Origin of the sequence: Bacillus sp. EKM208B (assembly GCF_011800725.1) — a bacterium.
In the GTDB taxonomy this organism is placed as follows: Bacteria; Bacillota; Bacilli; order Bacillales; family Bacillaceae; genus Bacillus; species Bacillus velezensis.
This window is the reverse complement of record NZ_JAANHO010000002.1, coordinates 385697-412227: the sequence shown is the minus strand read 5'-3', so window position 1 is coordinate 412227 and position 26531 is coordinate 385697. Positions and strand designations below refer to the sequence as shown.

The window sequence follows — 26531 nt, the reverse complement described above, 5'->3', positions numbered from 1 at the left end:
ACAATTAATGAAAGCGTTTTCTTTTTCCCTGAGCGATCCTTTCTCTGAAAATGATCAAAAAGGCGAATTGTCTGAACGGGCAGTATTGGATAAAATGAAATCATAAAGTGATATGCAGCACATAAAATAGAGAAAATTGGATGTCGGGGAAAATAGACAGCGGAGGGCGCAGCATGAACAAAAAAATTTTAGTTGTAGATGATGAACAATCTATCGTTACTCTTTTACAGTATAATCTGGAACGGTCCGGCTATGATGTCATCACCGCATCAGACGGCGAAGAGGCTCTGGAGCAGGCAGAGAATGAAAATCCGGATTTAATCGTACTGGATGTCATGCTGCCGAAAGTGGACGGAATCGACGTCTGTAAACAGCTCAGACAGCAGAAAATGATGGTTCCGATCTTGATGCTGACAGCAAAAGATGAGGAGTTTGATAAAGTGCTGGGACTGGAGCTCGGAGCGGATGATTACATGACAAAGCCGTTCAGTCCGCGGGAAGTCACTGCGCGGGTGAAAGCCATTTTAAGAAGGGCTGACATTTCTTCGCTGTCACAAGGCAGAGAAGAGGAAAAGGACGGGCAGATCCTCATCGGCGAGCTGAAAATTCTTCCGGAGCATTACGAAGCGTACTTTAAGTCAGAACAGCTGGAACTGACGCCTAAAGAATTTGAACTGCTTCTGTATTTGGGAAAACATAAGGGAAGAGTGCTGACGAGAGATCTTCTGCTGAGCGCGGTCTGGAACTATGATTTTGCCGGGGATACCCGGATTGTTGACGTTCATATCAGCCATCTGCGCGACAAAATCGAATCAAATACCAAAAAACCCATCTATATTAAAACAATCAGAGGTTTGGGGTATAAACTGGAGGAGCCAAAAATGAATGAATAAAGTCCGTGTGCGTCTGTTCGCTTTACTCGTTGTATGTATCATATTGGTTTTCAGTGTTCTCGGCCTTTTTTTACAGCAGCTTATTTCTTCATCCGCTGAAGAAAGAACGGCGGATCAGCTGAAAAAGGAATCGGTATACATAGCGGGCCTTCTTGACACCGGCCGAATTGGCAATAAAAGCAATGAAACGGTAATCCGTGATGCCGGCCGCACCCTCGGTATAAACGTCGCCGTGCTCAACGAGAAGGGTGACGCCGTATATCATTCCGGCAGTCATGCTGATGATTCAGCCGTAAAGGAGTTCATTTCTCACAATAAAAGTGAGGAAGCCGTACAGTCGAAAAGCAAAGTCATCCGCGGCACTGCCGTAAAAAATGACGCCGGGAAAATTGCGGGGTATGTACTCGTTTCCTCTGAGATCAACGGCGGTTCAAGCGTTGCCGGAGAAATGTGGGGCATGCTGGCAGCAAGTCTTTGTACCGCTTTTATCATTATCGTTTTCTTTTATACAAACATGACGTCCCGTTACAAAAAATCCATCGACGCCGCGACAAAGGTGGCGACGGAGCTGTCCAAAGGGAATTATGACGCCCGCTCCTACAGCGGTTACGCAAGGCGGTCGGACCGTCTCGGGCGTGCGATGAACAGCCTGGCGGTCGATTTAATGGAAATGACGAGAACGCAGGATATGCAGCGCGATCGTCTGTTAACCGTCATTGAAAATATCGGATCCGGTTTGATTTTAATAGACGGGAGAGGTTTTATCAATCTCGTGAACCGATCATACACGAAGCAGTTTCATACAAAGCCTGAACGTCTGCTTCGGCGTCTTTACCATGATGCGTTTGAACATGAGGAGATCATTCGGCTTGTCGAAGACATTTTTATGACCGAGACGAAAAAATGCCAGCTGCTCAGACTTCCCATCAATATTGAGCGGCGCTACTTTGAAGTTGACGGCGTTCCGATCATGGGCCCTGACGATGAATGGAAGGGCATCGTCCTCGTCTTTCACGATATGACGGAAATTAAAAAATTGGAGCAGATGAGAAAGGACTTCGTCGCCAATGTCTCCCATGAACTGAAAACACCGATCACCTCCATTAAAGGCTTTACGGAAACACTGTTAGACGGAGCGATGAAAGACGAAAAGGCGCTTTCAGACTTTCTGTCTATCATTCTGAAAGAAAGTGAGCGGCTCCAATCTCTCGTGCAGGATTTATTGGATTTATCCAAGATGGAGCAGCAAAACTTTACGATGCGTGTAGAGTCCTTTGACGCCGCAAAAATTCTGCATGAAATTGAGGCGCTTTTGCAGCATAAGGCTGCGGAAAAAGGCATCAGCTTTCAGCTCGATCTCCCGGAAGAGCCGATTTTTGTGACGGGTGATGCGCACAGGCTGAAGCAGGTATTTTTGAATCTGGCGAACAATGCCCTGACCTACACGCCTGAAAAAGGGACGGTGGGGATTTCGGTACATGTGAAAGAAACCGTTGTCGATATCAAAGTGTCCGATACGGGAATCGGTATTCAGAAGGAAGAGATCCCGCGGATATTTGAGAGATTCTACCGCGTGGATAAAGACAGAAGCCGCAACTCGGGAGGAACCGGGCTCGGCCTCGCCATCGTGAAGCACTTAATAGAAGCCCATGAAGGTAAAATCGAGGTCACAAGCGAGCCGGGACAGGGGACTGTATTTACCGTGACGCTGAAGCGGCAGCCGGAAGCGTGATCAGCTTTACAAAGGATTAACAATTTCTTCATGGCCTGTTAAACCTATCTTGTTAGGATGTAACAGAACCCCTTCATCCAAGGAGCCAATTTTGACGGCGGGAACGTATTTTCTTGTTCCCGTCCTTTTTTGCGTTTTCACGGGGTTCGCTCATTTTCCTTTCAAATTGAACTTTGTTAAAATAAGAGAAGCTGTGAGATTAAAAAATAGAGGAATGACGAGCTTTTGCTCTTAGGAGGATATTGAATGACGGAACGAAAAAAATTAGTGCTTGTCGACGGAAACAGTCTGGCGTACCGGGCGTTTTTTGCATTGCCGCTTTTAAGCAATGAAAAAGGCATCCATACAAATGCCGTATACGGGTTTGCGATGATTTTAATGAAAATGCTGGAAGATGAAAAGCCGACCCACATGCTGGTGGCTTTTGATGCGGGAAAAACCACTTTCCGCCACAGCACGTTTAAAGAATATAAAGGCGGAAGACAAAAAACGCCGCCGGAGCTTTCAGAACAGATGCCGTTCATCCGCGAGCTCCTTGATGCCTACAAAATCAGCCGCTATGAGCTTCCTGAATATGAAGCGGACGATATTATCGGCACGCTTGCCGTATCTGCTGAAAAAGACGGCTTCGAAGTAAAGGTAGTTTCGGGGGACAAGGACTTAACCCAGCTTGCAACCGGGAAAACGACCGTTGCCATTACGAGAAAAGGCATTACCGACGTGGAAGATTACACGCCGGAGCACGTGCAAGAAAAGTACGGTCTGACCCCTTTGCAAATCATTGATATGAAGGGATTAATGGGGGATTCATCCGATAATATACCGGGCGTCCCCGGCGTCGGAGAAAAAACCGCGATTAAGCTTTTAAAGCAGTTCCATTCGGTTGAGAAACTGCTTGATTCCATTGATGAAGTCAGCGGAAAAAAATTAAAAGAAAAGCTTGAAGAATACAAGGAACAAGCCCTGATGAGCAAAGAGCTGGCGACGATTATGACAAATGCGCCGATTGAAGTCAAGCCCGAAGATTTAGATTACCAAGGGTTTGACCGTGAACAAGTTGTTGCCATTTTTAAAGACCTGGGTTTTAATACGCTTCTTGAGCGGCTCGGTGAAGAAAGCGGGGAAACGGCGGAAGAAAATTTTGAAGACATCAATGTCGAAACGGCAGAAGAAATCACCGAAGATATGCTCGTTTCGCCGTCCGCTTTGGTCGTCGAACAAATCGGTGATAACTATCACGAAGAACCGATCCTCGGCTTTTCCATCGTGAATGAAACAGGTCTTTATTATATTCCGAAAGAAATCGCCATTCAGTCTGAAGCGTTTAAATCTTGGGCTGAAGATGAATCGATGAAAAAGTGGGTGTTCGACAGCAAACGTTCCGTCGTCGCTTTGCGCTGGCAGGGAATTGAGCTGAAGGGAACGGAATTTGACGCGCTTCTTGCTGCCTACATTATAAACCCGGGCAACTCGTACGACGATGTCGCGAGCGTAGCGAAAGAATACGGGCTGAATATCGTTTCAAAAGATGAAGCGGTATACGGAAAAGGCGCAAAGCGCGCCGTTCCGGCTGAAAAAGAGCTTGCCGATCATCTCGCGCGGAAAGCGTCTGCCGTTAACAGCCTCCGTGACAAACTGCTGCACGCGCTGGAAGAAAATAATCAGCTTGAATTATATGAAGATCTCGAACTTCCGCTTGCGCTTATTCTCGGAGAAATGGAATCAATGGGCGTCAAAGTGGATGTTGAAAGACTGAAGCGAATGGGCGAAGAGCTTAAGGCGAAGCTGAAGGAATATGAAGAAAAAATCCATGACATCGCCGGTGAGCCGTTTAACATCAATTCACCAAAACAGCTCGGCGTCATTCTGTTTGAAAAGCTCGGCCTGCCGCCAGTAAAGAAAACAAAAACAGGCTATTCCACTTCAGCCGATGTCCTGGAAAAGCTCGCAGACAAACATGATATCGTCGCTTACATTCTGCAATACAGACAAATCGGCAAGCTTCAATCGACTTATATAGAAGGGCTGCTGAAAGTCACGCGCAAGGATTCTCATAAGGTGCATACACGGTTCAATCAGGCGTTGACTCAAACCGGACGCCTCAGCTCAACGGATCCGAACCTGCAAAATATTCCGATCCGGCTGGAGGAAGGGCGGAAAATCCGTCAGGCTTTCGTACCGTCCGAACCGGATTGGCTTATTTTCGCCGCCGATTATTCACAAATTGAATTAAGGGTGCTTGCGCATATTTCAAAAGATGAAAATCTGATCGAAGCGTTTACGAATGACATGGACATTCACACAAAAACCGCCATGGACGTGTTTCATGTCAGTGAAGATGAAGTGACACAAGCGATGCGCCGCCAGGCAAAGGCCGTCAATTTCGGCATTGTTTACGGCATCAGTGATTACGGGCTGTCACAAAACCTCGGCATCACCCGGAAAGAAGCGGGCGCTTTTATTGACCGCTATTTGGAGAGCTTCCCGGGCGTCAAGGCGTATATGGAAGAGTCGGTGCAGGAAGCGAAGCAAAAAGGATATGTCACGACACTTATGCAGCGCCGCCGCTATATTCCTGAGCTGACCAGCCGCAACTTCAACCTGCGGAGCTTTGCGGAACGGACGGCCATGAATACGCCGATTCAGGGAAGCGCCGCCGATATTATTAAAAAAGCCATGATTGACATGGCAGCTGAGCTGAAAGAAAAAAACCTGAAGGCGCGATTGCTGCTTCAGGTGCACGATGAATTGATTTTTGAAGCGCCTAAGGAAGAAATTGAAATATTAGAGAAGCTGGTTCCTGAAGTGATGGAGCATGCTTTGGCATTAGACGTGCCGCTGAAGGCGGATTATGCTTCAGGGCCGTCTTGGTACGATGCAAAATAAACAGAGAAAAAGGAAGTGATGATTGTGCCGGAATTACCAGAAGTTGAAACGGTCCGGCGCACTCTGACCGGTCTTGTGAAGGGGAAAACGATTGAATCGGCGGATATCAGATGGCCGAATATCATCAAAAAACCCGCCGAGCCGGAGGAATTCGCGCGGCAGATTGCAGGAGAAACAATCCGATCCATCGGAAGAAGAGGAAAGTTTTTGCTTTTCCATCTGGATCATTATGTCATGGTGTCCCACCTGCGGATGGAGGGGAAATACGGTCTTCATCAGGCCGATGAGCCTGACGATAAACATGTGCACGTCGTGTTTCACATGACGGACGGAACACAGCTCCGCTACCGGGATGTCCGGAAATTCGGCACGATGCATTTGTTTGCGCCGGGAGAGGAACAAAATGCATTACCGCTTTCACAGCTCGGGCCCGAACCCGATGATGAAGCATTTACCGCTGCTTATTTAAAAGAGCGGCTTGCAAAAACGAACCGCGCGGTGAAAACTGCCCTGCTCGACCAAAAAGCGGTCGTCGGCCTCGGCAATATTTATGTCGATGAAGCTTTATTCCGGGCGCGGATTCATCCTGAGACAAAAGCGAACAGTCTGTCAGACGGGCAGATAAAAACGCTTCATACAGAAATTAAAGACACCCTTCAGGAAGCGATTGACGCGGGCGGGAGCACCGTCCGGTCTTATATCAATTCTCAAGGGGAAATCGGAATGTTTCAGCTCAAACATTACGTATACGGCAAAAAGGATGAGCCGTGCAAGTCGTGCGGCACGATGATTTCTAAAATCGTGGTCGGCGGAAGAGGGACGCATTTTTGCGCCCGCTGCCAAAAAAAATCATAAACTGAAGCTGTTCAAGCAGGCGGCAGCAGAATGAATTTTTTCTAACACAGTTGATGACCTTTCTCCATATATATATTGTGATTCACCCAATAGGCATATGTCACAATTGCCGATCAAGAGAAAGGGAGAAACGGATATGGAGATTGTTTCTTTGCTGCTTTTGGCTTTTGCTGTCAGCTTGGACAGTTTTTCAGTCGGGTTTACGTATGGTTTGAGAAAAATGAAAATCCCGTTCAAAGCGATTGCCGTGATCGCTTGCTGTTCAGCCTCTGTGATGTTTATATCCATGCTGATCGGCCATTTTCTGACAAAGATTTTTCCCGTATCCGTCACGGAAAAACTGGGCGGGCTGATCTTAATCGGAATCGGGGCATGGGTCATCTGGCAATTTTTCAAACCGGCTAAAGAGCCGGATTACTTATTGCATGAAAAAACGTTACTTAATCTTGAAGTGAAATCGCTCGGCATCGTGATTCACATTTTAAAAAAACCGACGAGCGCCGATATTGATCAATCCGGAACCATTAACGGAGTCGAGGCGCTTCTGCTCGGTATCGCCTTATCCATTGACGCGTTTGGCGCCGGGCTGGGAGCGGCCATTCTCGGCTTTTCTCCGGTTATGATGAGCGTGACTGTCGGGCTGATGAGCTCGCTGTTTGTTTCACTCGGCATAAACGCGGGGCATTTGCTCTCAAGATGGAATTGGATAGATAAAATGACATTTTTGCCGGGAGTCCTGCTGATTATCATCGGGATTTGGAAAATGTAAGAAGGAGTGGGCTTTTTGAGCTTGGTCATCGGTTTAACGGGAGGCATCGCAAGCGGCAAAAGCACGGTAGCGCGTATGCTGATCGACAAAAAAATAACAGTCATTGATGCGGATGTCATCGCAAAACAGGCGGTGGACAAAGGAATGCCGGCTTACGGACAAATTGTGGAGGCATTCGGAAAAGACATCCTGCTGGAAAATGGCGGTATTGACAGAAAAAAACTCGGTTCTATCGTTTTTACTGACGAACAGAAGCGTCTGAAGCTGAATCAGATCGTTCATCCGGCGGTGCGTGCGGAAATGCTGAAACAGCGGGATGAAGCCGTTGCGCGAAAAGAGCGGTTCGTCGTTTTGGATATACCGCTTTTGTATGAAAGCGGGCTTGATTATCTTGTCGGCAAGGTGCTCGTCGTCACCGTACCGGCAGACATTCAGCTCAAACGGCTGATGGAGCGGAATTCCCTTACAGAAGAAGAAGCGATGAGCCGGATAACGTCGCAAATGCCTTTAGCGGACAAAACAAAAAAAGCTGACGCCGTCATTGATAACAGCGGCAGTCTTGAACATACAAAGCACCAGCTTGAGGAAGTATTGAGCGGCTGGGCATAAACAAACACCGTTCGGAAAGCCGAACGGTGTTTTTCTGGTTAAAAATCAAAATTGTCAGGATCAGGACCGACACGGAGATTTTCGTTCAGATCATCAATCCGCTTCATATCGTCAGCTGACAGTTCGAAATCAAAGACATTTGCATTTTCTTCAATACGGTGTTTTTTAGTTGATTTCGGAATGGTGATGACACCGTTTTGCAAATCCCAGCGCAAAATCACTTGAGCGGCTGATTTGCCGTACTTCTCAGCGATCTCCTGTAAGACGGGATGATCAAGCAGCTGACCTTGCATCAATGGCGACCACGCTTCAAGCTGAATGCCTTGTTCAGTACAGAAAGCAAGCAGTTCTTTCTGTGTCAGACGCGGATGGTACTCCACCTGGTTGATCATCGGCTTGATTTCCGTTTCTTTCATGAGATGTTTCAGATGGTGAATTTGGAAATTGCTGACCCCGATCGCCTTAATGCGTCCATCCCGGTAGAGGGTTTCGAGCGCCCGCCACGCATCGATATACTTTCCTTCGACAGGCCAATGGATCAAATATAAATCCAAATAATCTAAACCGAGTTTTTCTAAGCTTGTGTCAAACGCTTTTAACGTTTCTTCATATCCTAAATCGGCATTCCATACTTTTGACGTGACAAAAATGTCTTCACGTTTTAATCCCGCTTCTTGCAGCCCTTGGCGGATGCCTTCGCCGACACCTTCTTCGTTTCCGTAAATCGCGGCGGTATCGACGCTGCGATAGCCGTGCACCAATGCCGTTTTCACCGCGTTGACGAGTTCCGCGCCTTCCTCTACTTTGAAAACTCCGATGCCGAACCAAGGCATCTCTACTCCGTTATGCAATGTTGCTTTTGCTTGTAAATGTGTTGTCATGTATATATTCCTCCTATTAGTTGTCTGTTGAAACAATCAAAATGCGCTGAAGAAAAACTCACCTCCTTTCAAGGGCAGTGCGATCCCGCTTTTCAAGCTTCCTGCTCCATCCGGTTAATACGACCGCGCTGAGCACCATCAGCGCCCCGATCCAAGCGGTATGAATGATTCCGATTGAGTCTGTAATGATTCCCCCGGCAAACGAGCCGATCGCGATTCCGGCATTAAATGCCGCGATATTTAAGGCTGATGCTGTATCAACGGCGCTTGGCGCAAAACGTTCACTCAGCATCACGACATATACCTGAAGCCCCGGCACATTCATAAACGCCAACAGCCCCATGAAAATAATGGTGATCAGCCCGGCTGTTTTAAACGGCGCGGTAAAAGTCAGAACAAACAGCACAGCAGCCTGGACAATGAACATATAAAACAAGGCTTTCAGCGGATTCCGGTTTGATAAACGGCCGCCAATCATGTTTCCGATGGCAATCGCAATTCCGTAAATGAGCAGGATGGCCGCGACGGTTTCTTTCTGAAAACCGGTTACCTCCTGAAGAAGCGGAGATAAATACGTAAACACGACAAACGTTCCGCCGTAGCCTAACGCCGTAATAATAAATAAAAGCAATAACCGGCCGTTTGTGACGAGTTTGACCTGCTCGGAAAATGCGGTTTTCGTCCCTTTGCGCAAATGTGACGGAACGAGAAGCGCGTTTGTGAGGAATGCAATGATTCCTACCGCCACAATGACGGCAAATGCGATTCTCCATCCGAATTGCTGGCCGAGATAGGTGCCGAACGGAACACCGGTCACCGTAGCCACCGTCAGCCCCGTGAACATGATGGAAATCGCGCTTGCTCTTTTATGCTCCGGCACGATATTGGCGGCGATTGTTGCTCCGATTGACATGAAAATGCCGTGGGAAAACGCCGAAATGACCCGTGCCGCCAGTAAGACGCCGATTGAGGAAGCACTCGCTGCGAGCGTATTTCCGGCGATAAAAATTAACATCACCCAGAGCAGCAGCGTTTTCCGCGACATGCCGGATGTGAGAGACGTTAAAACCGGCGCGCCGAATGTCACGCCCAGAGCATACATGGAAACGGTAAGTCCCGCCGTTGTCACAGGTATATGCAGATCTTGAGATATAAGCGGCAGCAGCCCGACGCTGATAAATTCGGTTGTGCCGATCGCAAAAGCGCTGACGGCTAATGCCAGCAGCGCTGGTAAATAGCTTTGGCGATGTGAAGACATCTGTTTTCCTCCTTGAACGATAATGTATGGTTGAAATGATGCCGGGTAAACGATATAAGTATAAGAGTACATTCCTTTTCAGCCGGCAAATGTCATTATGATCGATAGAAGTGTCATTGAAAAGAACGTACTTTTAAGTGCCATAGGCACTTTTTAGTTCCTATAGATGAGGAGGAATTACCGTTGCTGAAGAAAAAATACAATATATCCGTAGAGGCGGCGCTTGAAGTGATCGGCGGAAAATGGAAGTGTGTGATCCTCTGCCACCTCATGCGCGGGAAAAAACGGACAAGCGAATTGAAGCGGCTTATGCCGGACATCACCCAGAAGATGCTGACACAGCAATTGCGGGAGCTGGAAGCTGACGGCGTCATCAACCGGATCGTGTACAATCAGGTGCCGCCGAAAGTGGAATACGAGCTGAGTGAATACGGGCACAGTCTGGAAAGAATTTTAAACGCGCTGTGCGACTGGGGCGCGATGCATATTGCTAAACGGTACGGCGAGGTGTCTTCCGTTTTAGAGGACAGCATTTTAAATGACAAATTTAAAGAACCGGGACAAATATAAGAAAAAAGCAGGCAGCCTGAGACGCTGATCCTGCTTTTTTTATGGAAGAAAGATCATTTTATATGCAAAAAAACCGATTGAACAACATATTGATCGGTATAAGGGTGGATTTTTATCAAGTTGTACTGGCGGATTTCTTTTAATGTGTTATACTATATATAAATAAAATTAAATTAGAGTGGCATATTAAAAAGGGGTGACCTGAGCATGAAGGTAAAAGTAGCAATCAACGGGTTTGGAAGAATCGGAAGAATGGTGTTCAGAAAAGCAATGGAAGATGATCAAATTCAAATAACAGCCATTAATGCAAGCTATCCCCCGGAAACGCTTGCTCATTTGATAAAGTATGACACAATTCACGGCAAATACGATCAAGAAGTTGAGACCTCCGACGACAGCCTGATCGTCAACGGAAAACATATTATGCTGTTCAATCGCCGGGACCCGAGAGAGCTTCCGTGGAAAGAATGCGGAATAGACATCGTCGTAGAGGCAACGGGGAAATTTAATTCAAAAGAAAAAGCAATGAGCCATATTGAAGCAGGGGCGAAAAAAGTTATTTTAACGGCTCCGGGCAAAAATGAAGACGTTACCATTGTCATGGGAGTAAATGAAGAGCAATTCAATCCCGATGAACATGTCATTATTTCAAATGCATCCTGCACGACAAACTGTCTTGCGCCGGTCGTCAAAGTGCTTGATCAGGAATTCGGGATTGAAAGCGGCCTGATGACGACTGTTCACGCTTACACGAATGATCAAAAAAATATCGACAATCCGCATAAAGATCTGCGGAGGGCGAGAGCGTGCGGAGAATCCATCATTCCGACTTCTACAGGCGCCGCCAAAGCGCTGTCGCTCGTGCTGCCTCATTTGAAAGGAAAACTTCACGGTCTCGCTTTGCGTGTTCCCGTTCCGAATGTGTCATTAGTGGACCTTGTCTGCGATCTGAAAACAGATGTGTCGGCCGAGCAAGTGAACGCCGCTTTCCAAAGAGCCGCAAAAACGTCGATGTACGGAATTCTTGATTATTCGGATGAGCCGCTCGTTTCTTCGGATTATAATACGAATTCACACTCTGCGATCATCGACGGACTGACAACGATAGTGATGGAAGACCGAAAAGTAAAGGTGCTCGCCTGGTATGACAATGAATGGGGATATTCCTGCCGGGTCGTTGATCTTATCCGTCACGTCGCCGCGCGAATGAAACACCCGTCAGCTGTGTAGACTAAAGATCATGGACATTTGTTAGAAAAACACCCTTAACGGCATATTCGCAAAAAACACACCTTGCAAAATAAACTTAAACACAGTATACTATCTTTCGTGAACTTCTTGCTCGTGACTGCTTCGGAATTACTTAAAGGGTTAGGACCTCTCCGGACTAACTTTCCCCCGTGGTAAATGGCCGGGTCAGTTCTCGGAAATTCACTTTTTTAATTCTTGTTAAGGGGGGTCCATGATTATGGAAACAATGGGGCGTCACGTCATCTCCGAGCTGTGGGGATGCGATTTTGATAAGCTCAATGACATGGATTTTATTGAAAAAACGTTTGTAAATGCTGCTTTGAAATCAGGAGCTGAGGTGCGCGAGGTCGCATTTCACAAATTTGCACCGCAAGGCGTAAGCGGAGTCGTTATTATCTCTGAGTCACATTTAACGATTCACAGTTTTCCTGAACACGGATATGCAAGCATTGATGTTTATACTTGTGGAGACCTGGATCCTAATGTGGCTGCGGATTACATTGCGGACGCATTACATGCAGATACAAGAGAAAACATTGAAATACCGAGAGGAATGGGGCCTGTACAGATTAAACAGGCACAAGCGAAAGTACTGTAATTTTCAAAACGCAAACACAAGGGAGCTAAGCTGAAAAAGCCATTACGCGCTTTGAAGCTGATGCTCCTTTTCTAATGTAAAAAAACAGCATTGCTTTTTCTTTAAGCATTTTTTTTGTAAAATAGAAAAGATAAGGCCGGTCTATCGGCTCTCCCAACAAATAGGCTCATCCTAGAAACGTTGGCGGGCATTTACCGGAAGCTTGCGAACCGCATTACAGCAACGAAACAGATGGGAGCTGATCCAATTTGAAATGTCCTTCATGCCAGCATAACGGTTCCCGCGTACTTGATTCACGGCCTGCGGACGAAGGGAAATCAATCCGCAGAAGGCGGGAATGCGAAGCCTGCCATTACCGCTTCACTACATTTGAGAAGTTTGAAGAGATGCCTCTGATCGTCGTGAAAAAAGAAGGCGTCCGGGAAGAATTCAGCCGTGAAAAAATGCTGCGCGGGTTAATTAAAGCTTGTGAAAAAAGGCCCGTTCCTTTAAAAACATTGGAAGACATGTGCTTTGACATTGAAAAAGAGCTGAGAAACCAAGGTGTATCTGAAGTCAAAAGCGAACTTGTCGGAGAAATGGTAATGGACCGTCTGGCGAAAATCGATGAGGTGTCTTATGTCCGCTTTGCCTCCGTCTACCGGCAGTTTAAGGATATAAACGTGTTTATCGATGAATTGAAAGATTTAATAAAGAAAGAACGCTGAGAGAGCTAAGAGATTGTGTCTGGCTCTTTTCTCATGAGCAAAATTGGCATTTGATAGATCGCAGAAACGGTGTAAAATGAGAGTAGAAACATATCGGAAGGTTTGAGAATCATGGCTGACTATTGGAATGACGTATTGCCTGTAGATCCTTATACGGTCAAAAGCCGTTCGCTTCTTCAGGATGTCGACAGACAGGTTTTGACACATCTGTACCAGCCGCTGATCGGTTCTTTTGCATTCTCCCTTTATATGACCTTATGGGGGGAGCTTGAGCAGAACCGCTTGTGGGGAGCGGAATCCACGCACAGGCAGCTGATGGGCATGATGCAGTCAAATTTAAAAAAGATTCATCATGAACAGGGAAAGCTTGAAGGAATCGGGCTGCTGAAAGTGTATATCCGGGAGTCCGAGCAAAAAGAGCGGATGTTTATTTATGAGCTGCTGCCCCCGCTCAGACCGAATGATTTTTTTGAAGACGGCATGCTGAATGTCTTTCTTTATAACAGAGTCGGTAAAACGAAATACCAGCAGCTGAGACAATTTTACACGCACCCTTCCGTCGGCGCGGACGCAAGGGAAATTACCCGTCCGTTTAATCACGCCTTTGCCTCTTTTCAGCCGAGTGAATGGAAAATGACGCCTGATATGGAAGAGGCGATGAAGCTACCCGAGGACTATGAGACGGCGTCTGTCGGACAAGCGCCTTCCTATACGGTGACGGAGGAAGTGTTTGATTTTGAGCTTTTCATGGCGGGACTGTCAGAAACGATGATACCGCGCAAATCAATCACGCAGGACGTGCGGGAGAGCATTAAAAAGCTTTCATATTTATACGGAATAGATCCTATCTCCATGCAGCACGTCGTCATGACCGCAATTAATGAACAGGATACGATAACGGCCGAAGCGCTGAGGAAAGCGGCCAGCGACTGGTATCAAATTGAAAGAAGCGGGAAGCTTCCCGAACTGATTGATAAAACACAGCCTGTCACCTTGAGAGAAAACCGGACGGAAAAAGACGATTCATTGAACGGCGAACTCATCGCACAGCTTGAGACCATATCACCGAGAAAGCTTCTTCAGGACATTGCGGATGGGACCGAGCCGTCAAAAGCCGACTTGCAGATTATCGCCGATATTATGTTCGAACAAAAGCTTGAGCCCGGCGTCACCAATGTGCTGATTTATTATGTCATGCTGAAAACGGATATGAAGCTGTCCAAAAACTATATCCAAAAAATCGCCGCCCACTGGGCCAGAAAGAAAGTCAAAACGGTACGGGAAGCAATGAAGCTCGCAATAGAAGAGCACAGGCAATATCTTGATTGGGCGGACGGCAAAACAAACGGCGCGGCGCGCGGCAAAAAAACCGTCCGGGAAGAAAAGCGCCCTGATTGGATGAAAGAAGAAGAAACCGGGAAGAAACAAGAACAGCCGGCTCTTTCCGCGCAGGATCTTGAAGAACAGAAGAAAAAAATGATGGAAGAAATGAAAAAACTGAAAAAATACTCTGCCTATTGAGACAGAGAAGCGGGGTGATATTGAATGGAACCGATCAGCCGATCCTTAGAAGGCGTGACGAAAAGACCTGACTTTCAAAAACGCCTGGAACGAATGCAGCAGCAAGTCATGGCCGACGAAGACGTCCAGGCTTTTTTGAAGGAACAGAAAGATGTAATCAATCAAAGCATGATTGACAGAGGGTTAAATAAACTGTACGAATTCGTTCAGCAAAGCAAACAGTGCGCCTTCTGCTCGAAAGACAGCCGGACGAACAGCCTGCTTGAAGGCTATCATCCGAAGCTTGTGATCAACGGGCGTTCCATTGATATTGAATATTACGAATGTCCGGAAAAGAGAAAGCTCGACCGCCAGAAAAGGCAAAAGTCCCTGATGAAGAGCATGTATATCCAGCAGGATCTTCTCGGCGCGACGTTTCAGCAGATCGACATTACCGATCCGAGCAGAGTCGGCATCTTCCAGCATGTGACGGATTTTCTGAAGAGCTATAATGAAACGGGAAAAGGCAAAGGGCTGTATCTGTACGGAAAATTCGGAATCGGAAAGACATTTATTTTAGCCGCCATTGCCAACGAGCTGGCGGAAAAAGAGTATTCATCAATGATCGTATATGTTCCCGAATTTGTCAGAGAGCTGAAAAACTCGCTCCAGGATCAGTCGTTGGAGGCGAAACTGAATATGGTGAAAACGACGCCCGTACTGATGCTTGATGACATCGGAGCGGAATCAATGACAAGCTGGGTCAGGGATGAAGTCATCGGCACCGTGCTTCAGCACAGAATGAGCCAGCAGCTTCCCACTTTCTTCTCGTCTAATTTTTCACCAGACGAGCTGAAGCATCATTTTACGTATTCACAGCGGGGAGAAAAGGAAGAAGTAAAAGCGGCAAGACTGATGGAGCGGATTTTATATTTGGCTTCGCCCGTCCGTCTTGACGGGGAAAACCGCCGCCGTTCATGATGCCGGCGTCCAATGGGAAGGATTTGAGGGAATGAGGAATAAGAAGGCTGTCACTTGGGCTGCGGCTGCGGCGGGAGCGGGCCTTTTGCTGTGGGCAAACCGCAAATATCTGAATCTGTCGCCTAAGGAGATCCGGCTGTGGGTGTTATCGTTCGGTGTTTTTGCGCCGCTTGTGTTTATCGGAATTTCCATTGTCAGGCCTTTTGTGCTGTTTCCCGTATCAATCGTTTCCGTCGCCGGAGGATTGGCGTTCGGCCCGTTTTTCGGCACCGTGTATACGCTGGCGGGCTCAATGGGCGCTGCCGCCGCGTCTTTTTTTGCGGCGGGGCTGTTTGCCTTTAATGAGAAAAGCCGTCATGGAAAAATGGAAGCCATTCAAAAGCAGATGAAAACCAATGGCTTCTTTTATATTTTTATCCTGCGCATTCTGCCTGTTAACTTTGATGTGATCAGCTATGCCGCGGGCCTATCGAAAGTCAGGCCGATGACGTATTTTTTGGCGACCGCAGCGGGCATTATTCCGGGGACGATCGTCCTGAATGTGCTCGGCGCGAGCTTTATGTCCGGAAATGTGCTGACCGTACTCGGCGTGATGTGTCTTTACATCGTATTTTTATCGCTTCCCGTTATATTTAAAAAGAAGGTGCGCCATTTGTTCGGCGGTGAAAGCTAACCTTTACGTCTATTTTAAAAACATCCCCCATATACTTGTAACAGATGCCGTAAGGGGGGACAAATATGCTTGAAGTGATCTTTGAAGATGACCACGATACCGCCGCTTTTTTACATCTCATTCAGCAATCGGACGACCGGAGACATTTTATTGTCCGTGAAGGCATAAAAAAAGTCGGAATCGCAAGGTCTGAAACGGCTTTTTGCGTTCAGCGCTTTATTGAGCCGATACTTGTCAGGTTTTTTTTGGAATGCAAAGAAGACGAGCATATGCTTTCGCTTATTGAGGACGCATACTGCTTCACCGATCAGGATGAACAGCAGCAAATCCTTCAGCTTGCACACAGCATTATGGAAGGAGAGCTTGAGGATCATCCGTTCGAGCCGAAGAAAGAGCCGCGCACACAGTTTATTTCAGATGCGCTCCGGACGATTTCACTTGATGCGGGTGTTTTTTCCGTGCGTTCGTTTCAGACGTTCCGGCTCGGCAGGTATTATGAGCGGCTCAGAGAATACGCGGAGGCTGCGATAGATGAATATCGGATGGAACAGGAATATCAAAACTTTATCCAGTCTCTGAGAGATTATGTGACATCCAATCCGCCGCGGATGAAGAAAGTCCGCATCGTACATGACCGGGCTTTTACGCTGTGGGAGCTGCGCTATTTGTCAGAACGGGAACAGAAAAAATACATAGACAGACGGTTTGTGCGGGAGCACCCGATGTATATAGATTCCCATCTCCTTGCGCCGCTGATCTCCATTGCGCCTGAGACGGTAGAACTGTATACGGACAAACCGGAGCATATGATGTCCAGAACGATTCAAAACGTGTTTCAGGAGAGGGTGCGCCTTTTTCCGCTGGGCGCGTTTGCAGCCGAGAAGACGGAAGGATAGCCGCACGGACGGCCTTGTGTAAGCGGCAGGGCTGTCTGTGCGAAATCAGACGGAAAACCGAGTTGCATTTTTCTCGCAGACATTTTATAATACATAAAAGATTAATGATTGCTACACGTATTGATAAGGACATGAAGCATTGATACCGGCTTTATAAGAGAGGAGAGCCCAGGCTGAAAGCTTTCCAGCTATGGATCATTGTCTTTACCGCCTTTGAACTTCAGCTGTGAACGCCGGAAGAAGCGCCAGTAATAGCTGACGGGAACTCCCGTTACAGAGTTTAGAGCCGCAGGTGCCGAAACAATCGGCCGTGCGGAAAAAAGGGTGGAACCACGATTCCGTTTATTTAACCTCGTCCCTTTCATAGGGGGCGGGGTTTTTGATTTGCATAAAAAAAGGAGTGACGAAGATGTCAGATATGATCAACATCACATTTCCGGACGGAGCGGTAAAGGAATTTCCGAAAGGAACAACAACAGAAGATATCGCGGCATCCATCAGTCCGGGATTAAAGAAAAAGTCTTTAGCCGGAAAACTGAACGGACAGGAAATTGATTTAAGAACGCCGATTCAAGAGGATGGTGCCGTAGAAATCATTACAGAAGGCACAGAAGAAGGCTTGAACATCATGCGGCACAGCACGGCGCATTTATTGGCCCAGGCGATTAAACGCATTTATAAAGATGTGAAATTCGGTGTCGGCCCCGTCATTGAAAACGGGTTCTATTATGACGTTGAAATGGAGCAGGCGCTGACGCCGGATGACCTTCCGAAGATTGAAAAAGAAATGAAACGCATCGTCGGTGAAAATCTGCCGATTATCCGAAAAGAAGTGAGCCGTGATGAAGCAAAAGCCATGTTTGCGGAAATCGGCGATAATCTGAAGCTTGAACTGCTGGATGCCATCCCGGAAGACGAAACGGTCTCCATTTATGAGCAGGGCGAATTTTTTGACCTGTGCCGCGGCGTGCACGTGCCGTCTACAGGCAAAATTAAAGAATTTAAGCTGCTGAGCCTTGCGGGCGCATACTGGCGCGGCGACAGCAAAAACCAAATGCTTCAGCGCGTTTACGGCACGGCCTTCTTTAAAAAGGATGACCTGAAAGAGCATTTGCGGATGCTTGAAGAAGCGAAAGAGCGCGACCACCGAAAACTGGGCAAAGAATTAAAATTGTTCGCCAACTCTCAAAAAGTCGGACAAGGCCTGCCGCTCTGGCTGCCGAAAGGCGCAACCATCCGCCGCGTGATCGAGCGCTACATTGTGGATAAAGAGCTGAGCCTCGGTTATGAGCACGTCTATACGCCTGTTCTCGGAAGCAAAGACCTGTATGAAACATCGGGCCACTGGGATCATTATCAGGATACGATGTTCCCGCCGATGGAAATGGACAATGAAACACTCGTGCTCCGTCCGATGAACTGTCCTCACCATATGATGATTTACAAGCAGGACATTCACAGCTACCGCGAGCTTCCGATCCGCATCGCCGAGCTGGGAACGATGCATCGTTATGAAATGTCCGGGGCGCTTTCAGGTCTTCAGCGCGTACGCGGCATGACGTTAAATGACGCGCACATTTTCGTCCGCCCTGATCAGATTAAAGAAGAATTCATCCGCACGGTCCGTTTGATTCAAGACGTATACGAAGACTTCGGCCTGAATGATTACACATTCCGCCTGTCTTACCGCGATCCTGAAGATACGGAAAAATATTTTGATGATGATGAGATGTGGAACAAAGCGCAGTCCATGCTGAAGGCGGCAATGGATGAGATGGGGCACGACTATTATGAAGCGGAAGGCGAAGCGGCGTTTTACGGCCCTAAGCTTGACGTGCAGGTGAAAACGGCGATCGGCAAAGAAGAGACATTGTCAACTGTACAGCTTGACTTCCTTCTTCCGGAACGCTTTGATCTCACTTACGTCGGAGAAGACGGCAAACAGCACCGCCCTGTCGTTATTCACCGCGGCGTCGTGTCAACGATGGAGCGTTTCGTTGCTTTCTTAATCGAAGAGCACAAAGGCGCCCTTCCGACATGGCTTGCGCCGGTGCAGTTCCAAGTCATTCCTGTATCACCGTCCGTGCATCTTGATTATGCGAAAAAAGTGCAGGAGCGCCTGCAGCGTGAAGGTCTGCGTGTCGAGCTTGACAGCCGGGACGAAAAAATCGGCTATAAAATCCGTGAAGCGCAAATGCAAAAAATCCCGTACATGCTTGTGGTCGGTGACCAAGAAGCGGAAAACGGCGCGGTAAACGTCCGGAAATACGGCGAGCAGAAATCAGAAACCGTCTCATTGGACGATTTTGTGAAAAAGGCTGTAGCCGAAGCGAAAAAATAACCGGAAATACAAAAAACCCCGTTCATTCAGAATGGGGTTTTTTTGCGTATAACATTATCTTTCTTTTTGTTTCTCTATAATCGCAAACAGCTCGTGAAGATCGCTGATCACGTAATCAGGTGCAATGTCCGTATCATTTTTCTTTTGCGTCCGGTTTACCCAGACTGTCGTAATGCCTGCCCGTTTCGCTCCCAATATATCAGTATTGAGGTTATCTCCGACCATAATGGCGTCTTCTTTTTTCAGGTTCAGGAGGCCGAGGCAATGTTCGAATATGGAGGCGTCGGGTTTCCCTTTTCCGAAAGCGCCTGAGATGACGATTTCATTAAAATAAGGCGCGAGCTCAGGAACGCCGGCGAGTTTTTCTTTCTGTAGGCTGGGGTCGCCGTTTGTCAGCAGAAGCAATTCATAAACACCTTTCAGTTTATCAAGCACCGCAAACGTTTCATCATACACGTACGGACGCTGTCTGCGTTCCGCCGCGAAAAACTCCGCCAAATATTCGCCGTAAGCCGCATCGTCTATACCGACGCTTTTTAAGCCGTTCGTCCAGGCGTTTCGTCTGTATTCCGGCGCAATCCGATTCAGCTGTTTAAATCCTTCGCTGACCGGCTCGGAAAAATTCGCCCATAATCCTTCAAACGGATTAATGCCGATCATGACCGTATAAGGATAGGTTTCGTATGACATATACAATTCCCGTGCCGCTTTCCGAACCGCTTCTTCAAATGTATGCGGGTCAAGGCCATATTTTTTTTCCGCTTGTAAACATGTTTCCCTGAATGTTGTTCTGACGCTTTTTTCATCCCATAACAGTGTATCGTCCAAATCAAAAAATACGGCTTTCATGATCTTCTCCTCTTTGTTATATTCTGAAACTCTCTGCCGCAAGGCTCCCGTTTATTCTACAATAGATATATAGACTGTGAAAGATTTGTTTTCAGATGATTTGAAAAAAACAGGCAGGTTTGTGTCAGATTCTGTCTCAGGCTCTAAAACGTGATAAAATAAAATTTGAAAGAACAGGTGAAAAGTATGCTGCATTTGATCATCATGATGCTGGAAAGAGTGGGAATTATCGTCATATTGGGATTTGTTCTGGCTCATACCAGATTGTTCAGACAGGCGCTCCAGCAGCCTGAGAGCTATAAAGGCAAAGCGGTGCTGATTTCAATTTTCTCGCTGTTCAGTATCATCAGCAACTATACGGGAATAGAAATTCAGCGGAATACAATCATGAATAATGACTGGGTGTTTCAAATTAATCCGTCCGGTTCAATTGCCAATACAAGAATTATGGGCGTTGAAATCGGCGGACTCTTAGGCGGCCCGTATGTGGGGATCGGCGTCGGCATACTGGCCGGCCTGCATCGTTTATCACTCGGCGGCGCGACCGCAGTCAGCTGTGCCGTCTCATCCGTTTTAGCGGGCATTTTGTCCGGCTGGATCGGACGGTATTTCAGAAAACGCTATGCGATGCCGACACCGCGGGTGGCCGCGCTTGTCGGACTCGGAATGGAATCGCTGCAAATGCTGCTCATCCTCTTGATGGCCAAGCCGTTTTCTGATGCTTGGACGCTTGTGAGCATCATCGGCATCCCGATGATATTGGTAAACGGGTCAGGGACTTTTATTTTTCTTTCGATCATTCAGTCGATTATCCGGAAGGAAGAACGGGCGAGAGCCCTTGAAACCCACAGGGTGCTGATGATTGCCGATCAGACGCTTCCGTTTTTCCGCCAGGGGCTGAATGAAAGCTCATGCAAAAGCGTCGCCGCCATCATCCACAGGCAAACAGGAACGGACGCGGTATCGCTTACGGATAACGAAAAGATTTTGGCGCACGTCGGCGCGGGTGCCGACCATCATATTCCGTCTGAAAGCCTGATCACCGGATTGTCAAAACGCGTCATTAAAACGGGTCATATTATGAAAGCGACATCAAAGGCAGAAATTGAATGCACGCACGATCCCTGTCCGCTGCATGCGGCGATCGTATTGCCGCTGACGTCAAACGGCAAAACGATCGGGACGCTGAAAATGTACTTTAAAAGCCCGTCAGGATTAAGCCGGGTTGAAGAAGAGCTTGCAGAAGGACTCGCCATGCTGTTTTCCACCCAGCTTGAACTCGGCGAGGCGGAACTGCAGAGCAAATTGCTGAAAGACGCAGAAATAAAAGCGCTTCAAGCACAGGTCAATCCGCATTTTCTGTTTAATGCGATCAATACGATTTCTGCTCTTTGCCGTACGGATGTGGAAAAAACCCGAAAGCTTCTGCTGCAGCTCAGCGTCTATTTCCGTTCCAATCTGCAGGGGGCAAGGCAGCTGCTCATCCCGCTTTCTAAAGAACTGAACCATCTGCAGGCATATTTATCATTGGAGCAGGCCCGTTTTCCCGGGAAATATAAAATCAGCCTTGAAATCGAACGCGGTTTGGAGGACATCGAAATTCCTCCTTTTGTGCTGCAGATCCTCGTCGAAAATGCGCTCCGCCATGCATTTTCAAGAAAGCAGGACAGCTGTGCCGTCAATGTCAGCGTGGTATCCGCCGGTCAGTCGGTTTTAATGCGGGTTGGAGATAACGGGAGGGGAATTGATCCTGAATTGCTGTCCGTGCTCGGAAACCGTCCGCTCCCGTCTAAAGAAGGGACGGGAACCGCGCTTTACAATTTAAATCAGCGGCTGATCGGGCTGTTCGGCCCCAAGGCAGCCCTGCGATTGGAAAGTGAGGCCGGCAAAGGTACGGAGGTATCATTTGAGCTGCCTTTGAAACTGATGACTAAAGGAGAAGAACATGCTGAAGGTGTTAATCGTTGATGATGAAATGCTGGCAAGAGATGAATTAGCTTATTTGCTGAAACGGACGAATGAAGTAAGTGACATAAACGAAGCTGAAAATATTGAATCCGCTTTTGACAGTATGATGGATCAAAAACCGGATCTGCTGTTTTTGGACGTTGATTTGTCAGGAGAAAACGGATTTGACATTGCCAAACGGCTGAAAAACATGAAAAATCCGCCGGCCGTCGTTTTTGCGACGGCGTATGACCAATTTGCTTTAAAAGCCTTTGAAGTCGACGCGCTCGATTATTTAACGAAGCCTTTTGATGAAGAAAGAGTGCGCCAGACGATCAGAAAGTTTAAAAGAGTGAAGCAGGACAGGGCAGGAGGCGTCTCAGAGCAGCCGTCCGCAGCCGGAGCGCATAAACTGGCTGTATCAGCCGGTGAATCTATTGTCATTTTAGATACGAAGGACATTATTTTCGCCGGCATGGAGGACGGACACGTTTCTGTCAAAACGTTTGCCGCTTCTTATTCCGTTCATGAAACTTTGGCGGTCATTGAGAAAAAACTGCCTGAGACGGGTTTCTTGAGAGTGCACCGCGCGTTCATCGTGAATACGGAGCATATTACGGAAATTCATCCGTGGTTTAATTCGACGTACAATCTTATCTTAAAAGACGGCTCTAAAATTCCCGTCAGCCGTACATACGCCAAGGACTTAAAAAAGCTGCTTCATATTATATGAGGCGGCTTTTGCATTTCAGCAGCCGTTTTTTGCATTTCAGAATGAATATTCAGCCGTTTATTACGAAAGCGCTTTAAAAATCGATTTCTCTTTTATAATGGACCTAACAAAGAGAAAGAGGTGAAGAAAATGAGTGCGAAAAAAGTGTACGGATTTCTGACACAAGCATTTATTTTTGCCGTAATTATGCTCATATCTAATGGGATTGCAGCGATTGTCCCCATTCCTATACCCGCTTCCGTAGTAGGTTTGGTGTTATTATTTGTCCTCTTATGCCTGAAAGTGATTAAGCTTGAACAAGTAGAAACGCTGGGAACATCATTAACGTCACTGATCGGATTTTTATTTGTCCCGTCGGGCATCTCCGTGATGAATTCACTTGGCGTCATGCAGCAGTACGGCGTGCAGATCGCACTCGTCATCTTACTCGCCACCATCATTCTGTTAGGGGCCACGGGCCTTTTTTCTCAGCTGATCTTGTCTGTCAGCCAAAAACGTCAGAAGACTGCTCCTGAAAAACAAACGGTGCGCCGTTCCAATCAGGAAAAAGAACTTGTGCAGCATTAGGAGGGAAATCGGATGAGTCCATATTTCGGTATTGTCGTTTCACTTGCGGCCTTTGGCATCGGCACGTATTTATTTAAAAAAACGAGAGGCTTTTTCCTCTTCACCCCGCTGTTTGTCGCGATGGTGCTTGGAATCCTTTTTCTGAAGCTCGGCGGTTTTTCATATGAAGATTATAAAAGCGGGGGAGACATTATTAAATTCTTCCTGGAGCCCGCGACGATCGCTTTTGCCATCCCTTTATACAAACAGCGTGACAAACTGAAAAAATACTGGTGGCAGATCATGTCTTCTATCATTGTCGGCTCTATCTGCTCAGTGACGATTGTCTATTTGATCGCAAAAGGCATTCATCTTGACGCGGCCGTTATGAAAAGCATGCTTCCGCAGGCGGCGACAACGGCAATTGCCCTTCCGCTGTCAAAAGGAATCGGCGGCATCACCGATATCACCGCTTTCGCCGTCATTTTCAACGCCGTTATCGTCTATGCTCTGGGCGCTCTATTCTTAAAACTGTTTAAAGTAAAGCACCCAATCTCTAAAGGACTGGCTCTCGGCACATCAGGACACGCACTCGGTGTTGCGGTCGGCATTGAGATGGGGGAAGTAGAAGCGGCAATGGCAAGTATCGCGGTTGTCGTCGTGGGAGTGGTGACGGTGCTGGTCATTCCGGTATTCGTTCAGCTCATCGGAGGATAAGCCCGGGTCATAGACCCGGGTTTTTTATTGTGTTGGCGCGTCCGCGGGCGGCAAAGAACGAAATTTCACATTTTTCCTTGCGCTCGCCCCGGCATCGTGTTAAAATGAAAAAGTTGATCCGGAGAAGTCATTCTTGACTAATGATCCGGTATTGTGTAGAATAGTTATTGAATTGAATATAAATCACAAGCAGAGGCACCCGCTTCTCACCTGATTGACACATTCATGTAGTTGGCAGGTTGACCGTACATTTTTATTTATGCAGATGTTCGTAGTGTGGGTGTGTTGTCATGCCCGCACTTTTTGTTTGCCTGCAGAATGCAGTCAAAAAGCGTTGTGAATCAATTCGAAGAAACTATGGAGGTGGCTCATTATTAGCAAAGATCAATTGGTTAATGAGGGTATCCGTGCACGTGAAGTTCGTCTGATCGGACAAAATGGCGATCAGCTCGGCATCAAGTCCCGTCAGGAAGCACTTGAAATCGCCGGCCGCGCAAATCTTGACCTTGTGTTAGTTGCAGCAAATGCAAAACCGCCTGTCTGCCGCATCATGGACTACGGTAAGTTCAGATTCGAGCAGCAGAAAAAGGACAAAGAAGCACGCAAAAATCAAAAAATCATTAACTTAAAAGAAGTTAGATTAAGTCCGACGATCGATGAGCATGACTTTAACACGAAATTGCGCAATGCGATTAAATTCCTTGAAAAAGGCGATAAAGTGAAAGCTTCTATCCGCTTTAAAGGGCGCGCAATCACTCATAAAGAAATCGGCCAGCGCGTATTGGACCGTTTCTCTGAAGCATGTGCGGAAGTTGCGACAGTCGAAACAAAACCAAAAATGGACGGCCGCAGCATGTTCTTAATGCTCGCGCCGAAAAACGAAAAGCAATAAGGAGGAAATCCCATGCCAAAAATGAAAACTCACCGCGGATCTGCTAAACGTTTTAAAAAGACAGGTTCTGGGAAGTTAAAACGTTCTCATGCATATACAAGTCACTTATTCGCCAACAAATCCCAAAAGCAAAAGCGTAAGCTTCGCAAGGGTGCTATTGTAAGCGCAGGAGACTTCAAACGCATCAAACAACAGCTTGCCAACATCAAGTAATCGGACAAGGAACAATTAGGAGGGAAATATAATGCCAAGAGTAAAAGGCGGAACTGTGTCGCGTCAGCGTCGTAAAAAGGTTCTTAAATTAGCAAAAGGTTATTTCGGTTCAAAACATAGATTATACAAAGTAGCAAACCAGCAGGTCATGAAATCAGGAAACTATGCATTCCGTGACCGCCGTCAGAAAAAACGTGATTTCCGTAAGCTTTGGATCACTCGTATCAACGCTGCTGCACGTATGAACGGTCTTTCTTACAGCCGTTTAATGCACGGTCTTAAGCTTTCAGGCATCGAAGTAAACCGCAAAATGCTTGCTGATCTTGCTGTAAACGATCTTACTGCTTTCAATCAGCTTGCTGATGCTGCTAAAGCTCAGTTAGACAAGTAAGTTGAAAAAGCCGCTCTCTTTCCGGGAGCGGTTTTTTTACGTAAAGGGTGACAATCAATGGCTCTCTTCATTTACGCCGTATTGATAAACGGATACGGCTTTTGGATCATGGGCGCTGATAAAAGAAGAGCAAAGGCGCACAGGTGGAGAATATCAGAGAAACGAATATGGCTCACAGCCGCCATGTTCGGCTCACTCGGCGTATGGATCGGCATGTGCACCTTCAGGCATAAGACGAAACACAAATCCTTTTTATACGGGGTGCCGCTGCTTTTTCTCACTGAAGCCGCCCTTGTGCTGATGTATTTGATGTATAAAACATAAAAAGCAGGAGAGCTTATCGCTCGCCTGCTTTTTTCGCTTTTTTGATGGGCTGGTCCCAATCAATCTTGCAATTCGGATACCGCTCCAATACCTTTTTTTCGACTTCTTCAAAATCACCTGCAGAAAAGCGGTTCAGCTTTTCCGGATTTTCGGTCCATACAAATATCGTATGAATAAACAGCGGATGATCTTTGGAAGGGATATGCTTTTCTCCCTCAAAGAGCACTCCTTTATAAGTAAGCTGGAGATTTTTTCGCGTGTTTTTCTGTTCGTCAATAAAATAAAAATTCTCTTTTGATTGTGCCAGTCTGAGCCTTCTTTTCGGGTTTGCGTAAAATTTGACGCACATGTAAATAAAATAAATAAGAAGTGCAAGCAAGACAATCCTCAATACTGTAATGGCCATATGTGTGAAGGCACCTCCTCACCTTTGTCATGATCTGATGTAATACGAAAAACAAAACAAAAGGTTTCATTTTTTTAAAAGAAATAGATAAAAACATTTACCCGTTTTTCAGG

General features: G+C 47.0%; 27 protein-coding genes and 1 other annotated feature. Of the genes, 23 read left to right on the top strand and 4 right to left on the bottom strand.

Translation table 11 applies throughout. The features are described 5' to 3' along the window. Positions 1 to 173: 173 nt before the first annotated feature. The 6 genes from G9F75_RS04820 (at position 174) to coaE (ending at position 7744) form a co-directional block, all read left to right on the top strand. Positions 174 to 893: a response regulator transcription factor gene (locus tag G9F75_RS04820; RefSeq protein ID WP_014418615.1), complete on the top strand. Its 720-nt coding sequence runs from the start codon at positions 174 to 176 to the stop codon at positions 891 to 893. After that, on the top strand, positions 886 to 2625 hold the full coding sequence (gene pnpS, locus G9F75_RS04815) for a two-component system histidine kinase PnpS (RefSeq protein WP_095061294.1): 1740 nt from the start codon (positions 886 to 888) through the stop codon (positions 2623 to 2625). The genes G9F75_RS04820 and pnpS overlap by 8 nt, the downstream gene beginning before the upstream one ends. Before the next feature lie 246 nt (positions 2626 to 2871). Continuing rightward, complete coding sequence (gene polA, locus G9F75_RS04810) at positions 2872 to 5511, top strand: DNA polymerase I (RefSeq protein ID WP_095061302.1); 2640 nt, start codon at positions 2872 to 2874, stop codon at positions 5509 to 5511. 24 nt (positions 5512 to 5535) lie between these two features. Continuing rightward, positions 5536 to 6366, top strand: a complete 831-nt coding sequence (gene mutM, locus G9F75_RS04805; protein ID WP_021494431.1) for a DNA-formamidopyrimidine glycosylase — start codon at positions 5536 to 5538, stop codon at positions 6364 to 6366. A 136-nt stretch (positions 6367 to 6502) separates the two neighbouring features. Beyond that, a complete protein-coding gene (ytaF, locus tag G9F75_RS04800; protein ID WP_003152461.1) occupies positions 6503 to 7135 on the top strand; it encodes a sporulation membrane protein YtaF in 633 nt (210 codons plus the stop codon). Positions 7136 to 7150: 15 nt separating this feature from the next. Continuing rightward, positions 7151 to 7744 carry a dephospho-CoA kinase gene (gene coaE, locus G9F75_RS04795; RefSeq protein WP_021494430.1) on the top strand — a complete coding sequence of 198 codons (594 nt, stop codon included), beginning with the start codon at positions 7151 to 7153 and terminating at the stop codon, positions 7742 to 7744. Positions 7745 to 7782: 38 nt separating this feature from the next. On the opposite strand, the gene G9F75_RS04790 is transcribed toward coaE, so the two are convergent. Continuing rightward, complete coding sequence (locus G9F75_RS04790) at positions 7783 to 8625, bottom strand: aldo/keto reductase (RefSeq protein WP_003152464.1); 843 nt, start codon at positions 8623 to 8625, stop codon at positions 7783 to 7785. A gap of 58 nt (positions 8626 to 8683) precedes the next feature. Continuing rightward, positions 8684 to 9883, bottom strand: coding sequence for an MFS transporter (locus G9F75_RS04785; protein WP_014305559.1), 1200 nt, complete (start codon positions 9881 to 9883; stop codon positions 8684 to 8686). Between the two features lie 183 nt (positions 9884 to 10066). Between G9F75_RS04785 and G9F75_RS04780 the strand changes: the two genes are divergently transcribed. The 9 genes from G9F75_RS04780 (at position 10067) to thrS (ending at position 19400) form a co-directional block, all read left to right on the top strand. Beyond that, complete coding sequence (locus G9F75_RS04780) at positions 10067 to 10453, top strand: winged helix-turn-helix transcriptional regulator (protein WP_003152469.1); 387 nt, start codon at positions 10067 to 10069, stop codon at positions 10451 to 10453. 207 nt (positions 10454 to 10660) lie between these two features. Continuing rightward, on the top strand, positions 10661 to 11683 hold the full coding sequence (locus G9F75_RS04775; protein WP_014418609.1) for a glyceraldehyde-3-phosphate dehydrogenase: 1023 nt from the start codon (positions 10661 to 10663) through the stop codon (positions 11681 to 11683). A 238-nt stretch (positions 11684 to 11921) separates the two neighbouring features. Beyond that, complete coding sequence (gene speD / locus G9F75_RS04770) at positions 11922 to 12302, top strand: adenosylmethionine decarboxylase (protein ID WP_003152471.1); 381 nt, start codon at positions 11922 to 11924, stop codon at positions 12300 to 12302. A gap of 248 nt (positions 12303 to 12550) precedes the next feature. After that, positions 12551 to 13009, top strand: coding sequence for a transcriptional regulator NrdR (nrdR, locus tag G9F75_RS04765; RefSeq protein ID WP_003152473.1), 459 nt, complete (start codon positions 12551 to 12553; stop codon positions 13007 to 13009). 111 nt (positions 13010 to 13120) lie between these two features. Further along, positions 13121 to 14530, top strand: coding sequence for a replicative helicase loading/DNA remodeling protein DnaB (dnaB, locus tag G9F75_RS04760; RefSeq protein ID WP_014418608.1), 1410 nt, complete (start codon positions 13121 to 13123; stop codon positions 14528 to 14530). Positions 14531 to 14554: 24 nt separating this feature from the next. Continuing rightward, positions 14555 to 15490, top strand: a complete 936-nt coding sequence (gene dnaI, locus G9F75_RS04755) for a primosomal protein DnaI (RefSeq protein WP_012118157.1) — start codon at positions 14555 to 14557, stop codon at positions 15488 to 15490. Positions 15491 to 15521: 31 nt separating this feature from the next. Then, positions 15522 to 16163 carry a TVP38/TMEM64 family protein gene (locus G9F75_RS04750; protein ID WP_014418607.1) on the top strand — a complete coding sequence of 214 codons (642 nt, stop codon included), beginning with the start codon at positions 15522 to 15524 and terminating at the stop codon, positions 16161 to 16163. 65 nt (positions 16164 to 16228) lie between these two features. Further along, positions 16229 to 17059 (top strand): putative sporulation protein YtxC, encoded by an 831-nt coding sequence (gene ytxC, locus G9F75_RS04745; protein ID WP_014418606.1) that lies wholly within the window; start codon positions 16229 to 16231, stop codon positions 17057 to 17059. A gap of 409 nt (positions 17060 to 17468) precedes the next feature. Then, entirely contained in the window at positions 17469 to 19400 is a 1932-nt protein-coding gene (gene thrS / locus G9F75_RS04740; RefSeq protein ID WP_014418605.1) for a threonine--tRNA ligase, read from the top strand. A 54-nt stretch (positions 19401 to 19454) separates the two neighbouring features. On the opposite strand, the gene G9F75_RS04735 is transcribed toward thrS, so the two are convergent. Then, entirely contained in the window at positions 19455 to 20249 is a 795-nt protein-coding gene (locus G9F75_RS04735; protein ID WP_014418604.1) for an HAD family hydrolase, read from the bottom strand. A gap of 186 nt (positions 20250 to 20435) precedes the next feature. On the opposite strand from G9F75_RS04735, the gene G9F75_RS04730 reads away from it, so the two are divergent. The 8 genes from G9F75_RS04730 to G9F75_RS04695 all read left to right on the top strand — a co-directional run bounded on the left by G9F75_RS04730 (position 20436) and on the right by G9F75_RS04695 (position 26012). Then, entirely contained in the window at positions 20436 to 22217 is a 1782-nt protein-coding gene (locus tag G9F75_RS04730; RefSeq protein WP_014418603.1) for a sensor histidine kinase, read from the top strand. Then, the gene (locus G9F75_RS04725) at positions 22195 to 22929 is read left to right on the top strand and encodes a LytR/AlgR family response regulator transcription factor (RefSeq protein ID WP_094296073.1); all 735 of its coding nucleotides are present in this window, start codon (positions 22195 to 22197) and stop codon (positions 22927 to 22929) included. The genes G9F75_RS04730 and G9F75_RS04725 overlap by 23 nt, the downstream gene beginning before the upstream one ends. Before the next feature lie 129 nt (positions 22930 to 23058). After that, positions 23059 to 23496, top strand: coding sequence for an antiholin-like murein hydrolase modulator LrgA (gene lrgA / locus G9F75_RS04720; RefSeq protein WP_007613022.1), 438 nt, complete (start codon positions 23059 to 23061; stop codon positions 23494 to 23496). A gap of 12 nt (positions 23497 to 23508) precedes the next feature. Beyond that, the gene (gene lrgB / locus G9F75_RS04715) at positions 23509 to 24192 is read left to right on the top strand and encodes an antiholin-like protein LrgB (RefSeq protein WP_007408093.1); all 684 of its coding nucleotides are present in this window, start codon (positions 23509 to 23511) and stop codon (positions 24190 to 24192) included. A gap of 181 nt (positions 24193 to 24373) precedes the next feature. Further along, positions 24374 to 24504: a sequence feature (ribosomal protein L20 leader region), on the top strand. A gap of 58 nt (positions 24505 to 24562) precedes the next feature. After that, positions 24563 to 25084, top strand: coding sequence for a translation initiation factor IF-3 (gene infC / locus G9F75_RS04710; protein ID WP_071543361.1), 522 nt, complete (start codon positions 24563 to 24565; stop codon positions 25082 to 25084). A 12-nt stretch (positions 25085 to 25096) separates the two neighbouring features. Continuing rightward, positions 25097 to 25297, top strand: coding sequence for a 50S ribosomal protein L35 (gene rpmI, locus G9F75_RS04705; protein ID WP_003152493.1), 201 nt, complete (start codon positions 25097 to 25099; stop codon positions 25295 to 25297). A gap of 31 nt (positions 25298 to 25328) precedes the next feature. Further along, complete coding sequence (gene rplT / locus G9F75_RS04700; protein ID WP_007613019.1) at positions 25329 to 25688, top strand: 50S ribosomal protein L20; 360 nt, start codon at positions 25329 to 25331, stop codon at positions 25686 to 25688. Positions 25689 to 25745: 57 nt separating this feature from the next. Continuing rightward, positions 25746 to 26012 carry a DUF1294 domain-containing protein gene (locus G9F75_RS04695; protein WP_014418601.1) on the top strand — a complete coding sequence of 89 codons (267 nt, stop codon included), beginning with the start codon at positions 25746 to 25748 and terminating at the stop codon, positions 26010 to 26012. A 13-nt stretch (positions 26013 to 26025) separates the two neighbouring features. Here the strand turns inward: G9F75_RS04695 and G9F75_RS04690 are convergent, their stop codons facing one another. Then, positions 26026 to 26418, bottom strand: coding sequence for a hypothetical protein (locus G9F75_RS04690; RefSeq protein ID WP_003152498.1), 393 nt, complete (start codon positions 26416 to 26418; stop codon positions 26026 to 26028). Between the last annotated feature and the right edge of the window lie 113 nt (positions 26419 to 26531).

What these genes read in the sequence shown, in the direction of transcription:
- G9F75_RS04820 (WP_014418615.1), top strand. Translation starts at nt 174, where the DNA reads ATGAACAAAAAAATTTTAGTTGTAGATGATGAACAATCTATCGTTACT.
- pnpS (WP_095061294.1), top strand. Translation starts at nt 886, where the DNA reads ATGAATAAAGTCCGTGTGCGTCTGTTCGCTTTACTCGTTGTATGTATC.
- polA (WP_095061302.1), top strand. Translation starts at nt 2,872, where the DNA reads ATGACGGAACGAAAAAAATTAGTGCTTGTCGACGGAAACAGTCTGGCG.
- ytaF (WP_003152461.1), top strand. Translation starts at nt 6,503, where the DNA reads ATGGAGATTGTTTCTTTGCTGCTTTTGGCTTTTGCTGTCAGCTTGGAC.
- G9F75_RS04790 (WP_003152464.1), bottom strand. Translation starts at nt 8,625, where the DNA reads ATGACAACACATTTACAAGCAAAAGCAACATTGCATAACGGAGTAGAG.
- G9F75_RS04785 (WP_014305559.1), bottom strand. Translation starts at nt 9,883, where the DNA reads ATGTCTTCACATCGCCAAAGCTATTTACCAGCGCTGCTGGCATTAGCC.
- G9F75_RS04775 (WP_014418609.1), top strand. Translation starts at nt 10,661, where the DNA reads ATGAAGGTAAAAGTAGCAATCAACGGGTTTGGAAGAATCGGAAGAATG.
- speD (WP_003152471.1), top strand. Translation starts at nt 11,922, where the DNA reads ATGGAAACAATGGGGCGTCACGTCATCTCCGAGCTGTGGGGATGCGAT.
- dnaB (WP_014418608.1), top strand. Translation starts at nt 13,121, where the DNA reads ATGGCTGACTATTGGAATGACGTATTGCCTGTAGATCCTTATACGGTC.
- dnaI (WP_012118157.1), top strand. Translation starts at nt 14,555, where the DNA reads ATGGAACCGATCAGCCGATCCTTAGAAGGCGTGACGAAAAGACCTGAC.
- G9F75_RS04750 (WP_014418607.1), top strand. Translation starts at nt 15,522, where the DNA reads ATGAGGAATAAGAAGGCTGTCACTTGGGCTGCGGCTGCGGCGGGAGCG.
- ytxC (WP_014418606.1), top strand. Translation starts at nt 16,229, where the DNA reads ATGCTTGAAGTGATCTTTGAAGATGACCACGATACCGCCGCTTTTTTA.
- thrS (WP_014418605.1), top strand. Translation starts at nt 17,469, where the DNA reads ATGTCAGATATGATCAACATCACATTTCCGGACGGAGCGGTAAAGGAA.
- G9F75_RS04735 (WP_014418604.1), bottom strand. Translation starts at nt 20,249, where the DNA reads ATGAAAGCCGTATTTTTTGATTTGGACGATACACTGTTATGGGATGAA.
- G9F75_RS04730 (WP_014418603.1), top strand. Translation starts at nt 20,436, where the DNA reads ATGCTGCATTTGATCATCATGATGCTGGAAAGAGTGGGAATTATCGTC.
- G9F75_RS04725 (WP_094296073.1), top strand. Translation starts at nt 22,195, where the DNA reads ATGCTGAAGGTGTTAATCGTTGATGATGAAATGCTGGCAAGAGATGAA.
- lrgA (WP_007613022.1), top strand. Translation starts at nt 23,059, where the DNA reads ATGAGTGCGAAAAAAGTGTACGGATTTCTGACACAAGCATTTATTTTT.
- lrgB (WP_007408093.1), top strand. Translation starts at nt 23,509, where the DNA reads ATGAGTCCATATTTCGGTATTGTCGTTTCACTTGCGGCCTTTGGCATC.
- rpmI (WP_003152493.1), top strand. Translation starts at nt 25,097, where the DNA reads ATGCCAAAAATGAAAACTCACCGCGGATCTGCTAAACGTTTTAAAAAG.
- rplT (WP_007613019.1), top strand. Translation starts at nt 25,329, where the DNA reads ATGCCAAGAGTAAAAGGCGGAACTGTGTCGCGTCAGCGTCGTAAAAAG.
- G9F75_RS04695 (WP_014418601.1), top strand. Translation starts at nt 25,746, where the DNA reads ATGGCTCTCTTCATTTACGCCGTATTGATAAACGGATACGGCTTTTGG.
- G9F75_RS04690 (WP_003152498.1), bottom strand. Translation starts at nt 26,418, where the DNA reads ATGGCCATTACAGTATTGAGGATTGTCTTGCTTGCACTTCTTATTTAT.